The following is a 12621-nucleotide window of genomic DNA, read 5'->3' as shown; positions in this document are numbered from 1 at the left end:
CGAGCCCTCTGGCAGGCCCTTTTGACCCAATACCGAGAACACCTAAAGGGGGGATACCGGGTGGACCTCGGGCGTTGGCGGCTTTACTTCCGAGGCGGGGCCTTGCTTCTGGACCGGGGCTGTCCAGAGGTTCACCTAGGGTGCCTCACCCCGGGAACCCTGCCTGTGCCCCAGGAAAGGGCGGACCGCTTTCTTCTGGAGATGGCACTCCTCCTGGAACGAGCCTTGGGGGAGCTCGAGAAAACTGGAGGTCGGATGACCCTAAACGGGCTTTTTCGGGTCGACCTGAAACCCAAGACCTTCCCGCCTCACCGAGCCTACCCCTCAGGGTGGAAACCGTAGGACCGGAGGAATAGTCCGGAGAAGGCCCAGGAGAACCTCCATTGGGCACCCTCCGGTTGGCCTACCTCCGGGGAAGCTACGCCGAGGTGCGCCTGGGCTACGCCATGCCCCTGCCCGATAGGGCCTGCTGCCAGGCCCTGTGGGTTGCCCCGGAGATGGGCTTCGGGGAAGGGGCCCTGAGCCGCTACGGCCTCACCCTCCCCTACTACGACGGCTGCCTGGCCTACGAGCTCCGCTTCCAGAACGTCCTAAGGGGGCAGTACCACGAGGCCACGGGCCCAAGCCTCTCTGTAAGCGCCACCCTTCGGTAAACTCTTAGGGTATGAAGATCCGCTTCGGCACCGACGGCTGGCGGGGGGTCATCGCCCGGGACTTCACCTTCCATAACCTCGCCCGGGTGGCCACCGCCTACGGGCGCTACCTCCTGGAGAAGGGGGGAAAGAGCGTGGTGGTGGGGTACGACACCCGTTTTCAGGCGGGGGCCTTTGCGGAAGAGGCGGCGGGCCTCCTCGCGGGGATGGGCCTTAAGGCCTACCTCCTGAAAGGGCCCCACCCCACCCCTATGCTCTCCTTCGCGGTGCGCCACGTGGGGGCAGACGGGGGCCTGATGCTCACCGCAAGCCACAACCCCCCGGAGTACCTGGGGGTGAAGCTCAAAGGCCCCTACGGGGGAAGCGCCCTGGAGGAGGAGGTGAAGCGGGTGGAGGCCCTGGTGCCAGAAAGCCCAGCGGAAGCCCGGGGCACCCCCGAGCCCCTGGAGGTCCGCGCGGCCTATTTTGACCACCTAAAGGCCCTCCTGGACCTCGAGGCCCTGGCCCGCTTCCCCGGCGTCCTCTACCACGACGCCATGGGGGGCGCAGGGGATAGCCTCCTCTCCGCCTTCTTCCGCCACGTGGGGCTTGGGGTGGAGGTGCGGGAACTCCACAACGTCCCCCACCCCCTCTTCTACGGGGTGAACCCCGAGCCCCTGCCCAAAAACCTCAGGACCCTCCTCGCGGTCATGGGCCCGGAGGAGCCCCCCACCTTCGCCGTGGCCACCGATGGGGACGCGGACCGCATCGCCGCGGTCCTCCCCGGAGGGCGCTTCTTCAACCCCCACCAGGTCTTCGCCGTCCTCCTCAGCCACCTCCACCGGAAGGGCCTAAGGGGCCTGGTGGTGAAGAACTTCGCCGTGTCCTGGCTCATCGACCGCCTGGGGGAGAAGCTGGGCCTTCCCGTGCGCACCACCCCCGTGGGCTTCAAGTGGATCACCGAGGCTTTCTTGAAGGAAGACACCCTCATCGGGGGAGAAGAGTCGGGCGGGATCGGGGTGAAGGGGCACCTCCCCGAGCGGGATGGGCTCCTAAACGCCCTCCTTCTCCTAGAGAGCGTGGCCCAGACGGGGAAGGACCTCGGGGCGCAGTTTTCCGAGCTGGAGGCCCTCACCGGCCTCACCCACGCCTACGACCGCCTGGACCTCAAGGTGCCCACGGAAGGCCTCCTGGAGCGGCTCAGGGAGCCCCGGCCCCTGGCAGGCCTCACCCCTCAGGGGGTGGAGGACCTGGACGGGGTGAAGTGGATCTATGAAAACGCCTGGGTCCTCTTCCGCCCCTCGGGAACGGAGCCCGTGGTGCGGATCTACGCGGAAGGCCCCTCGGAGGAGGTGGTGAGGGCCCTCCTCAAGGAGGCGGAGATTCTGATGAAACAATAGGAGGACTTTCAGCCGCTGAAGAGCCGAGGGCAAAGTCCCATGCGCCAGAGAAAGGCCAAGGAGAAGCTGACTCGAGGCCTTCTCAAGCGGTAGACTGGGGCCAAATGCGGGTGGCCCTCTTCATCACCTGCCTGGCCGACCAGTTCTACGCCGAGGCCGGGGTGGCGGCGGTTAGGCTTCTAAGAGCCCTGGGGGTGGAGGTGGACTTCCCCGAAGGCCAGACCTGCTGCGGCCAGCCCGCCTTCAACGCGGGGTACTGGGACGAGGCCAGGCCCCTGGCGAGAAGGACCCTGGAGGTTTTCCGGGAGGCGGAGTACGTGGTCCTCCCCTCGGGAAGCTGCGCCAGCATGGTGAGGAACCACTACCCCGAGCTCCTTCCCGGAAGCCGGGAGGCCCTGGAACTCGCGGAGAAGACCTACGAGCTCTCCCAGTTCCTGGTGCGGGTCCTGGGGGTGGAGAAGCTGGGGGAAGGCCTAAGGGGGCGGAAGGTGGCCTACCACCACGGCTGCCACGCCCTGAGGGAGCTTGGGGTAAAGGAGGAGCCCCTTCTCCTCCTCAAGAACGCCGGGGCGGAACTCCTCCCCTGGGAGGCGGCGGAGGAGTGCTGCGGCTTCGGGGGGCTTTTCTCCGTGAAGCTCCCCGAGGTCTCCCTGGCCATGGCCGAGCGCAAAGGGGAAACCCTCCCTGAGGCCGAGGTCCTCACCTCCACCGACGCGGGCTGCCTCCTCCACCTCTCGGGGGTGTTGGCCCGGAAAGGGAAGGGCTTGCGGGTGGCCCCCCTGGCCACCCTGCTTTGGGAGGCCTATGCGGGCTAAGGCGAGGCTCTACCCCAAGGAGGCGGCCAGGCTCCTGAAGGAGAGGCCGGGGGTCCGGCGGGCGGTCACCGGGGCCACGCTCCACTTTGAACGGAACCGCCTCCGGGCCTACGGCGAGGTGGACATCGAGGCCTGGCGGGCGCGGGCCAAGGCGGTGAAGGACCACGTCCTAAGCCATCTGGACCGCTACCTGGAGCTTGCGGAGAGGAAGCTTAGGGAAAACGGGGCCACGGTCCACTGGGCGGAAACCCCCGAGGAGGCCCACCGGGTCTTGAGGGACGTGGTGGCCCGCCACGGGGTCAGGCGGGCGGTGAAGGCCAAAAGCATGCTAACGGAGGAGCTCGGGGTAAACCCCCTCCTGGAGTCCTTGGGGGTGGAGGTCTACGAAACGGACCTCGGGGAGTACCTCATCCAGCTCCTGGGGGAGCCCCCGAGCCACATCGTGGGCCCGGCCATCCACCTCTCCCTGGAGGAGATCCGGAGGCTCTTCCACGACCGCTTCGGCACCCCCCTGGACGCCAGCCCCGAGGCCCTGGCCGCCGTGGCCCGGAGAACCCTACGGGAGGCCTTCCTCACCGCCGAGCTCGGGATAAGCGGGGCCAACTTCCTGGTGGCGGAGACGGGCACCTTAGCCCTCATGGAGAACGAGGGGAACATCCGCCTTTCCACGAGCCTCCCCAAGGTCCACGTGGCCTTCGTGGGCATAGAGAAGCTCCTTCCCCGCTTCCAGGACCTGGCCCTCTTCCTCCCCCTCACCGCCCGGGCGGCCACGGGGCAGCGGCTTGCCACCTTCGTCTCCCTCATCCAGGGGCCGGGGGAGGGGGGCCCGGAGGAGGTGCACGTGGTCTTCGTAGATCACGGCCGCACCGCCCTCCTCCACGACCCGGAGGCCTGGGAGACCTTAAGGTGCCTCCGGTGCGGGGCCTGCCTCAACGCCTGCCCCGTCTACCGGCAGACGGGGGGGCACCCCTACGGCTACGTGTACTCGGGGCCCATCGGGGCGGTGCTGGACCCGGGGCTTCTGGGCCTCGAGGAGGCCTACCCCCTGCCCTACGCCTCCACCCTCTGCGGGGCCTGCTACGAGGCCTGCCCGGTGAAGATCCCCATCCCCAAGCTCCTCCTGGCCTGGCGCCGCCGGGCGGTGGAGGCGGGGCTTAGCCCCCGCCTGGAAGGGGCGGCCCTCAAGGCCTTCCGCAAGGTCATGGAAAGCCCGGCCCTCTACCGCCTCTTCTCCCGGGCCCTCCGGGGGGTGCCCCTTGGGGCTCAGGAGATCTTGCCCCTTCTCAAGGCCTGGACGGGGGGCCGGGGGCCCCTTAAGCCCAGCCCCAAGCCCTTCCATCAACTTTGGCAGGAACTGGAGGGAGAATGGACGCCAGGGAACGGATCCTGAACCGGGTGCGGAAGGCCCTCGAGGAAAGGCCCAAGGCCGAACTCCCAAGCCCCCTCCACCCCCAAGCCCTCCCCGACCCCGTGGCCCTCCTCCTCGAGCGCCTAGCGGAGAACGGGGCGGAAGGGGCCAGGGTGCCCTGGGAGGAGGCCCAGGGTTTTATCGCCCGCTTCGCGGAAGGGTTCAGCGGGGTGGCCTTCGGGGAGGGGGTGCCAGAGGCCCTCCGCCCCTCTCTCCCCGAGCTTCCCCCCGAGGAGGCCCCCCTAGGGGTCTCCTTGGCCCTCTTCGCGGTGGCGGAGACGGGCACCGTGGCCCTCTCCTCGGAGGACGGAAGGCGCGCCCAGCTCCTCCCCCCCACCCACCTGGTCCTGGTGCCGGAGGAAAGGGTCTACGGGACGCTCCTGGAAGCCCTCTCCCGCCCGGAGCGCCTCCCCAAGGCCCTCGGCCTCCACTCGGGCCCCTCCAAGAGCGCGGACATCGGCCAGGTCATGGTGAAGGGGGTGCACGGTCCGGGCCGGCTCTTCGTGGCCGTGCTCAGCGGTAGGCCGGAGGAGGGGTGAGGGGGCGGAGGTTGAGCCTAAGCCCCTCCTCCTCCCGCACGAAGGGGGGCCACCAGACGTAGTTCGCCCGCCCGGCGATGGCCTCCACGGGCACGGGGCCAAAGGTGCGGGAGTCCTCGCTCCCCCCCAGGGTGCGGTTATCCCCCATGACGAAGTAGTAGCCGGGCTTCAGCTTGATGCGGCCCACCTCGCAGGCCTCCCCCAGCCGGCTCCGCTCCAGCACCCCTTCCGAGGGGGGAAGGAGCATCTCCTTAAGGGGCTTCAGGTAGGCGGGGAGGACCTCCACGGGGAAGTCCCCCTGCTGGGTGACGATCCGGGTCATGCGCCCGTCCTTGTAGCACACCCCGGGGAAGGAGTCGGGCCAGGGGGCGATCTGGTCGGTGATGTGGGTCTCCGCCAGGGGCATTCCGTTCACATGCACCACGCCCCGCTCCACGTAGACCTCGTCCCCGGGCACGGCCACGATGCGCTTGATGAAGAAGGCCCGGAAGGAGAAGCCCAGGACGGGAAAGCGGGCGGTGGCGTAGGGGGTGCCCTCCGGGGGCTTGAGGATGGCGATCTCTCCCCGCCGCCACTCGGCAAACCCCAGCCGCACCAGCCAGGTCTCCCACTTGGGCACCAGGACCCGCTCCCCGTTCCGCAAGGTGGGGTACATGCTCTGGCCCACCACCCCCACGGTGGTGAAAAGAAAGGTGGTGACCAGAAAGGCCACCAGGAGGGCCTCCCCCACCTGGCGAAACCACTCCTTAAACAGGTAGTCCCAAAACGCCTTCATACCCCTCCCACTCTACCCTCCAGATAGGCCCGGGCCGCCTCGCGCCCCGCGGCTACGATCTCCTCGAGGCGGCGGAAGTCCTCTATCCCCACCCCCTTGAGCTCCGGCCTAAGGTAGACCTCCGGGGGGTAAAGGGTGAGGCGGAGGGCGGTGAGCTGGCGCTGCATCAGGTCCACCGCCCGCCGGGCCAGGGCGATGAGGCCCCTTGGGGCCTCCTCCGCCTCCCGTTCCGGGGTGACGTCCACGGCAAAGACCTCCTGGGCCCCCAAAAAGCGCACCGCGTCCACGGGCAGGTTGTCCAAAACCCCCCCGTCAAAGAGGAGCACCCCCTCCCGCTCCACCGGGGCCAGGAGGCCGGGGTAGGCGGCGGAGGCCAAAACGGCGCTGGGAAGGTCCCCCTGGGTGAGGTAAAGGAGCCTCCCCGAGCGCACGTCCACCGCGGTGACCGCCAAGGGACGCTTCAACCCCTCAAACGTGGGGGGAAGGTGCTCGGCCAGAAAGTCCTTGAGCTTCCGGCGGGAGAAGATCCCCTCCCTGGGGGAAAGGCCCAAGAGGCCCAGCCAAGGGGTCTTGCGGGCCAGGGCCAGCATCTCCTTGGGGCTCATCCCCGCGGCAAAGAGCGCCCCCACGATGGCCCCCATGCTGGTGCCCGCCACCAGCTGGAAGTCCAGGCCGGCCTCCAGGAGCACCTCCAACGCCCCGATGTGGGCGAGGCCCCTGGCTCCACCGCCGGAAAGCGCCAAGCCGCGCACGGGAAAATCTTAGCGAGAGGCCAGGTGAAAGAGGTGAGGACGGGTATAGTGGGGAAGGTGAGCCTGGTGGGGCAGAACCTCCTGGGGCGCTACCGGGTGGTGCGCCCCCTGGCCCGGGGCGCTCTGGCCACGGTCTACCTGGCCTTTGACCTCTACGGCACCCCCTACGCCCTGAAGCTCTTCCCCAAGGGGGCCGAGGCCCGGCGGGACCGGGAGCACTGGGTGGGCCAGCGGCTTTCCCACCCCAACCTGAACCCCGTCCTGGAAAAGCTGGACCTGGAGGAAGGCCCCGCCCTCCTTCTGGCCTACGCCCCGGGGGAGGAGATGGGCCGCTGGATGCTCCGCCGCCCGGGGCAGGCCAGGGCCCTGGGGGTTTTCCGCCAGCTCCTAAAGGCCCTGGCCCACATGCACGAAAAGGGCCTGGTCCACCGGGACGTGAAGCCGGAAAACGTCATCGTGGCCCTCACGGACGAGGCCAGGCTGTTGGACTTTGACCTCTCGGGCCCGGCCCGGGAAGCCTTCAAGAAACCCCTCAGGGTGGGCACCCTGCCCTACCTGGCCCCGGAGCAGGTCCTGGGGCAAAGCCCGGGGCAGGAGGCGGACGTGTACGCGGCGGGGGTCATCCTCTACTGGATCCTCTCGGGGGAGCTCCCCTTCGTGGGGGAGCCGGAGGAGGTGCTCCTCGGCCACCTGCAGGAGGAGGCCCCGCCCATCCCCGGCCTGCGGCCAGAGGAGGAGAGCTACCTTAGGCGCCTCCTGGCCAAGGACCCCAAGGCCCGCTTCCCCCACGCGGGGGCGGCCCTGGAGGCCTTCCCCTTCTAAAAGCCCTCCTTAGCGGAAGGCCCCCTGGGCGAGGAAGGTGAGGATGCCCGAAAGGAGGCCCTGGGCCACCTTCTCCCGATAGGCGGGGTCCTGCAGCTTCCGCCCCTCCACGGGGTGGTCCCCAAAGCCCACCTCCACCAGCACCGCGGGCACCTTGGCGTAGCGCAGCACGAAGAAGTCGCCGGGAAAACTTCCCCGGTACGGGCTCCCCGTGGCCTGGGAAAGCTTCCGGCCCAGGGTTTCCGCCAAGCGCTCAGAGTAGCGCTGGTTGGCCTGGGCCACGATGTCCTGAAGGATCTTCTCCGCCACGGTGCGGGCCTCCTGGGTAAGGCGGCGGCCCAAGTCCCCTCCGCCGTTTTCCCGGATGACCTGGTCCAGCACCGCCTGGCTCTGGGCCCGGCCGAAGTAGTAGACCTCTATGCCCTGGGCCGTGTGGGTGGGGGAGGCGTTGGCGTGGATGGAGATGAAGAGGTTCACCCGGGAGCTGTCCGCCAGGCCAGCCCGCCTGGAGAGGTCTTCCCGTTTGTCGGGGGAAAGGTGCATGTCCCGGTCCCGGGTGAGGAGGACCTCTATCCCCTCCCGCTCCAGGAGGCGCTTGAGCCTGAGGGCCACGTCCAGCACCAGCTCCTTCTCCACCACGTACCCCACCATCCCCGGGTCCACCCCCCCGTGGCCTGGGTCCAGAAGAACCAGGGGCTTGGGGGGCCGGGGAGGCTTGGTGAGCCCCGAGGGGGAGGTCTTAGCCCCAGAGGGGCTGGTAGGACCGGAGGGGAGGTACAGGTCCACCACCAGCCGTTCCGGGTCGGAATAGCGGGCCAGCTTGGCCTCCGTTTGCGGGCTCTTGGTCCTGAGGAGGAGGCGGGTCCCGTTCCCCTCAGGCACCACCTGGTAGGAGGCGAGCTCCTTGGAGTCCACCACCCCCCCAGATGGGGGAAGGGCGAGGCCGGAAAGCCTTAGGACGAGGAGGGCCCCTTCTCTCTCCAGGGCGTACCCTACCCCAGGGGCAGGGAGGTCCACCACCACCCGGGTGAAGCCCTCGTGGATCCCCACCCGGAGGTTGGCCTGGGCCAGAGCCAGGAGCACCCAAAGGAGAAGAGGGAAAAACCGCACCGAGGGCCATTCTACCCCACAAGATGAAGGCTTGGTAAAATGCGGCTCATGACGAAGAAGGTCACCGTCTACCAACTGGTGGGCCACCGCTTCCTGGGCGTGAACGAGCAGGGGGATAAGGTGATGATCGACGGGGATCAGCCCGCCACCGGCCCCCGCCCCATGGAGCTCCTCCTCATGGCCTTAGGGGCCTGCACCGCCTACGACGTGGTGGACATCATGCGGAAGAAGAAGCAACCCCTGGCCCGCTACCGGGTGGAGGTGGAGGGGGTGCGGGCGGAAACCCACCCCAAGCGCTACACCCACATCACCGTGACCCACATCGCCTCGGGGCCGGGGGTGACCCTCGAGGCCCTAGAGCGCGCGGTGGAGCTCTCCCACACCAAGTACTGCTCCGTGTCCGCCAACCTCAACGCCGAGATCACCACCCGGGTGGTCCTGGAGCCCTGGGAAGGGGAATGATGCTCCTCGCGGTGGACATCGGGAACACCTCCACCGCCCTAGGGCTTTTTGAGGGGGAAAGGCTCGTGGCCCATTTCCGCATCCACACCGACCGGATGCGGATGGAAAGCGAGTACCGGGTCCTTCTCAAAAACCTCTTCGCCCTAGAAGGCCTCCCACCCCCCAAGGCCGCCCTCCTCTCCAGCGTGGTGCCCCCGGTGGAGCGGGAGATGGCCCGGGCCATCGGGAACCTCTTTGGGGTGGAGGCCAGGGTGGTGGACGCGGAGGCCACGGGCCTTCAGGTCCTCATAGACAACCCCAAGGAGGCGGGGGCCGACCGGTTGGTGAACGCGGTGGGGGCGCTGGCCTACGAAAGCCCCACGGGCCGCTACATCGTGGTGGACTTCGGCACCGCCACCACCTTTGACCTGGTGGAGGCCCCGAACCGCTACCTGGGGGGGGCCATCACCATCGGCCCCCAGACCGCGGCCGACGCCCTGGCCCAGCGCACGGCCAAGCTCCCCCGCATCGACCTGGTCCCCCCCGAAAGGGCGGTGGGGAAGAACACCCTCGAGGCCCTCCGCTCGGGCCTGGTCCTGGGCTACGCCGCCTTGGTGGAGGGGATGGTGCGCCGGTTTAAGGAGGAGGTGGGGGAGGCCCTGGTCATCGCCACCGGGGGCTTCGCGGAGGTCCTAAAGCCCATCTGCCCCTCCTTTGATCTGGTGGACGAGGACCTCACCTTGAAAGGCCTCCTTCGCATCCACCAGGCGCAAGGGTGAACCAGTACACGTACCGCCCTTCCTCCTCCAGAAGGGCGTACCGCCACCCCTCCACCCGGTAGCACCCCAGGTCCCGCCAAACCCCGGGCCTTTCCCGGAGGAAAACCCTAAGGGGGCGCCCCTCCCGGTGGGCCAGGAGGAGGCGGAGGTTGCCCCCCATGGGGGCCTGGTGGCCCCGCCTGCCCTCCCCCATGTAGAGGATGCGCCCATCCGGCAAAAAAACGTTCCGGTAGCCTGATTCCCCCCGGTCCACCAGGAGGCTTTTCTCCCCGATGCCCTTCCGCGTCCGGTGGTAGGCGAAGACCTCGGTCCAGGTCAAGCTTGACACAGCCTAAAGCCCCGGCTATTATCCTAAATGCCCGGTCGGACGCCCCCGACCCGGCACAAACCCTAAGGCCCCGTGGTGTAGTTGGTTAACACACCCGCCTGTCACGTGGGAGATCGCGGGTTCGAGTCCCGTCGGGGCCGCCACGCCGAGGTAGCTCAGTTGGTAGAGCATGCGACTGAAAATCGCAGTGTCGGCGGTTCGATTCCGCCCCTCGGCACCAAAAGCCCCCCTTTTCGGGGGGCTTTGGCTTTCTCCGGGATTTTCTGCTAAACTTCCCCTTGGGGGGTGAAAGCCAGGAAGGAAGCGCGAAGCTTCTGGGGGTGCATTTAAAGGCGCATTTGGGCGGTAGATTTTCAGCGCAGATTGGACCCGTGTATTCGCAAGGGATGTTCAACCAGGCGTATTGGGGACCTCGAGGGGAAGCCCTTTTCCCCCCGGGTTTTCTTATTCCCGTTTAAGATTCCCGCCCACAACCAAGCACGGCTTACCCCCCTTCCCAGCTGGCGCAGGGTGTGCTAGGCTGGGAGCATATATTCTCTTCAGTCCAAACAATTGCGTAGGGAGTGACAGTTTTCACCGTGCTGATACTTATTCTTCCCCTCTTGACAGTATTGACAGACCCCTCTACAGTGAAAGACAAGCAAACGGGGACGACCCCCCGGGCGCAGGAAAAGGAGGGATGAAGATGAAGAAGCTGATCGCGCGTGTGTTGGTTCTTCTCGGTAGCTTGATCGCTCTCGGGCTCGCGGCTGGGGCTTCTGCTCGCTGGGAATAAAGAAAAAAGGCCAGGTTTCTGGCCTTTTTTCTTTTACGCACATAAGCACTCTTCCTTCTTTTGTGTTATGCTTTTAGCAGAATGTCACCCTTTTTGAGAAAACAGGAAGTGCCCCCTCTTAGGGTGCTTGTGTTCATCGTAGGGACTTTTTTGTTCTTTCTGCTTGCTGAAGGCTACCTCATCTTAGCTTTTAGGAGCGAACCTCTTAAATACGACCTTTGGGGGGTTTTCTTTTGGGGTTTATTGCTTCACTGGAGTGTTCGAGTCAGAATACGCCTTCCCTTTCAAGCCAGTATGAGTCAGCTGTTCCTCTTCGCTTTAGCTATGCTAGTCTTGTTTCCTCCATGGATCGTTCCTCTTCTAGTTTTTCTTCAAGGCAGTGGGAGTAGTTGGTATAAACAAGTCTTCAATCGTTCTCAGGACGCTTTATCTACAGCAATAGCCGGCTTAGTATGGAACTTTTTTACAAACAACTCTCTCTATCTTGGATCCTGGAATTTAAGCACAGGTGTGGGGATATCTACAGCCGCTCTTGCTTTTTTCGCAACCAACACATCTTTAGTTACCACAGCAATTTATTTATCCTCAAATACACCTTGGGGCGAGATTTGGCGCAAAAATTTCAAGTGGCTTGCCATAAGCTATTTTTTTCTTTCGCCAATAGCCCTCCTCCTGGCCCGCGCCTACGAAACCCCCCTCATCGGCAACTGGGGGGGGTGGACGGTCCTCCTCTTCCTGGTGCCCCTCTACTACAGCCGCTACTACTGGGACGAGAAGGTGCGCCTGGAGCAGGCCTTTGACACCACCCTGGAAGTCCTCATGAACGCCCTGGAGGCCAAGGAGAGGCAAACCCGCATGCACTCCGAACGCGTGGCGGACATCGCCCGCGACCTCGCCAAGGCCTTCTATAACGACGAGGCCAAAGCTCAGGAAATCTACCGGGCGGCCAGGCTTCACGACATCGGCAAGATCGCCATCCCGGAAGCGGTCCTCCTCAAGCCGGGAAAGCTCACGGAAGCGGAGTTTGACCTCATCAAAAGCCACACCAAACTGGGGGCCGAACTCCTCTCCCCCGCCAGGAAGGTGGCCTTTGATCAGCTGGTCTACAACGTCATCCTCTACCACCACGAGCGCTGGGACGGCCGGGGCTACCCCGAGGGCCTTGCGGGGCAGGACATCCCCGAGGAGGCCCGCATCGTGGGCCTGGCGGACGCCTACGAGGCCATGACCGCAGGCCGACCTTACCGGGAGGCCAAGTCCCCCGAGGAAGCCCTAAAGGAGGTGCAGGACTTTTCGGGCGTCCAGTTTGACCCCAAGCTGGTCCGGCTCTTTACGGTTCTCTGGAACCAGAACCCCATCTGGCGCGACCGCGAGGCCTACCTGGCCGCAAAGGGGGGATCGGTATCACCCTCTACCTTGCCGCAGCCCTCTTCGGAATCGTCCTTGCCCTCGTCCTCGGAGCCCGGCTCAAGGACCTCGGAGAGCTAGACCTCCGGGCGCCCTGGGCCTTCCTCCTGGCCGCCTTGGTCGAGGGGGGGCTGGCCTACGGCACCTACCGGGGCCTCTTCGCCCCAGAGTGGGCAGGACCTTTGGCCAAGGCCCTGGTCCTCCTCCTCGTGGGCTACGGCCTTTACCAAAACCGGCACCTGAAGAGCCTTTACCTGGTCCTCCTCGGGCTTTTTCTGAACGCCCTGGTCATCTTCGCCAACGGGGGGCACATGCCGGTGAGCTTAGGGGCCCTGGAACGGGCCGGGGTGGAGGGGTGGGAGGAGATCCTAAAGGAGCGCAAGGACGCGGTGCACACCCTCCTGGACAGCTCCACCCGCCTCCCCTTCCTGGGGGACACCATCGCCCTGCCTCCCCTGCGTAAGGCGGTGAGCCTGGGGGACCTCTTCATCCTCCTGGGCCTTATGGGGGTGGTGGTGGAGGGGGCCCTCAGGCCCCGGAGCCTCAAGCCCAGCCCCTTCCGCCTGGGGTTCGCCCTGGGCCTCCTCCTCTTCGCCACCCTCTGGGCCTTGGGCCTGGTGTAGTGTATAGTTCGCTAA

Annotated in this window: 14 protein-coding genes and 2 tRNA genes; 12 read left to right on the top strand and 4 right to left on the bottom strand. The window is 66.2% G+C overall.

From position 1 onward, the window contains the following. Window positions 1-383: 383 nt before the first annotated feature. The 5 genes from B043_RS0100995 to B043_RS0100975 all read left to right on the top strand — a co-directional run bounded on the left by B043_RS0100995 (window position 384) and on the right by B043_RS0100975 (window position 4794). A complete protein-coding gene (locus B043_RS0100995; RefSeq protein ID WP_018460613.1) occupies window positions 384-653 on the top strand; it encodes a hypothetical protein in 270 nt (89 codons plus the stop codon). A gap of 11 nt (window positions 654-664) precedes the next feature. Next, the gene (locus tag B043_RS0100990; protein WP_018460612.1) at window positions 665-2032 is read left to right on the top strand and encodes a phosphohexomutase domain-containing protein; all 1368 of its coding nucleotides are present in this window, start codon (window positions 665-667) and stop codon (window positions 2030-2032) included. Between the two features lie 104 nt (window positions 2033-2136). Next, window positions 2137-2847: a (Fe-S)-binding protein gene (locus tag B043_RS0100985; RefSeq protein WP_018460611.1), complete on the top strand. Its 711-nt coding sequence runs from the start codon at window positions 2137-2139 to the stop codon at window positions 2845-2847. Further along, window positions 2837-4237 (top strand): LutB/LldF family L-lactate oxidation iron-sulfur protein, encoded by a 1401-nt coding sequence (locus B043_RS0100980; protein WP_018460610.1) that lies wholly within the window; start codon window positions 2837-2839, stop codon window positions 4235-4237. The genes B043_RS0100985 and B043_RS0100980 overlap by 11 nt, the downstream gene beginning before the upstream one ends. Beyond that, complete coding sequence (locus tag B043_RS0100975) at window positions 4213-4794, top strand: LutC/YkgG family protein (protein ID WP_018460609.1); 582 nt, start codon at window positions 4213-4215, stop codon at window positions 4792-4794. Before B043_RS0100980 ends, B043_RS0100975 begins: the two co-directional genes overlap by 25 nt. On the opposite strand, the gene lepB is transcribed toward B043_RS0100975, so the two are convergent. Both lepB and B043_RS0100965 read right to left on the bottom strand, forming a co-directional pair. Next, a complete protein-coding gene (lepB, locus tag B043_RS0100970) occupies window positions 4769-5569 on the bottom strand; it encodes a signal peptidase I (RefSeq protein ID WP_016328719.1) in 801 nt (266 codons plus the stop codon). The genes B043_RS0100975 and lepB overlap by 26 nt on opposite strands. Further along, a complete protein-coding gene (locus B043_RS0100965) occupies window positions 5566-6321 on the bottom strand; it encodes a patatin-like phospholipase family protein (RefSeq protein WP_016328718.1) in 756 nt (251 codons plus the stop codon). The genes lepB and B043_RS0100965 overlap by 4 nt, the downstream gene beginning before the upstream one ends. Window positions 6322-6369: 48 nt before the next feature. Between B043_RS0100965 and B043_RS0100960 the strand changes: the two genes are divergently transcribed. Continuing rightward, window positions 6370-7143 carry a serine/threonine-protein kinase gene (locus B043_RS0100960; RefSeq protein WP_016328717.1) on the top strand — a complete coding sequence of 258 codons (774 nt, stop codon included), beginning with the start codon at window positions 6370-6372 and terminating at the stop codon, window positions 7141-7143. 9 nt (window positions 7144-7152) lie between these two features. Here B043_RS0100960 and B043_RS0100955 read toward each other — a convergent pair whose 3' ends face one another. After that, the gene (locus B043_RS0100955) at window positions 7153-8253 is read right to left on the bottom strand and encodes an N-acetylmuramoyl-L-alanine amidase family protein (protein WP_018460607.1); all 1101 of its coding nucleotides are present in this window, start codon (window positions 8251-8253) and stop codon (window positions 7153-7155) included. Window positions 8254-8301: 48 nt separating this feature from the next. On the opposite strand from B043_RS0100955, the gene B043_RS0100950 reads away from it, so the two are divergent. Both B043_RS0100950 and B043_RS0100945 read left to right on the top strand, forming a co-directional pair. Continuing rightward, window positions 8302-8715 (top strand): OsmC family protein, encoded by a 414-nt coding sequence (locus B043_RS0100950; protein ID WP_026234065.1) that lies wholly within the window; start codon window positions 8302-8304, stop codon window positions 8713-8715. Then, the gene (locus B043_RS0100945) at window positions 8715-9473 is read left to right on the top strand and encodes a type III pantothenate kinase (RefSeq protein ID WP_018460606.1); all 759 of its coding nucleotides are present in this window, start codon (window positions 8715-8717) and stop codon (window positions 9471-9473) included. The genes B043_RS0100950 and B043_RS0100945 overlap by 1 nt, the downstream gene beginning before the upstream one ends. Here B043_RS0100945 and B043_RS0100940 read toward each other — a convergent pair. Next, window positions 9430-9801: an SRA domain-containing endonuclease gene (locus B043_RS0100940; protein WP_016328713.1), complete on the bottom strand. Its 372-nt coding sequence runs from the start codon at window positions 9799-9801 to the stop codon at window positions 9430-9432. The two genes, B043_RS0100945 and B043_RS0100940, sit on opposite strands and share 44 nt — an antisense overlap. A gap of 66 nt (window positions 9802-9867) precedes the next feature. Between B043_RS0100940 and B043_RS0100935 the strand changes: the two genes are divergently transcribed. From B043_RS0100935 to B043_RS0100915, 4 genes are all read left to right on the top strand, one after another. Then, window positions 9868-9944, top strand: a tRNA-Asp gene (locus B043_RS0100935). A 1-nt stretch (window position 9945) separates the two neighbouring features. After that, window positions 9946-10021 (top strand) — tRNA-Phe (locus B043_RS0100930). 636 nt (window positions 10022-10657) lie between these two features. Next, on the top strand, window positions 10658-12064 hold the full coding sequence (locus B043_RS0100920; protein ID WP_026234064.1) for an HD-GYP domain-containing protein: 1407 nt from the start codon (window positions 10658-10660) through the stop codon (window positions 12062-12064). Window positions 12065-12099: 35 nt separating this feature from the next. Then, the gene (locus B043_RS0100915) at window positions 12100-12606 is read left to right on the top strand and encodes a DUF5317 domain-containing protein (protein ID WP_018460603.1); all 507 of its coding nucleotides are present in this window, start codon (window positions 12100-12102) and stop codon (window positions 12604-12606) included. Window positions 12607-12621: the final 15 nt, after the last annotated feature.

The sequence above is a fragment of the Thermus oshimai DSM 12092 genome, from assembly GCF_000373145.1.
GTDB lineage: Bacteria > Deinococcota > Deinococci > Deinococcales > Thermaceae > Thermus > Thermus oshimai.
The sequence above is the reverse complement of the archived record's forward strand: the minus strand, read 5'-3'. Positions and strand labels throughout refer to the sequence as shown.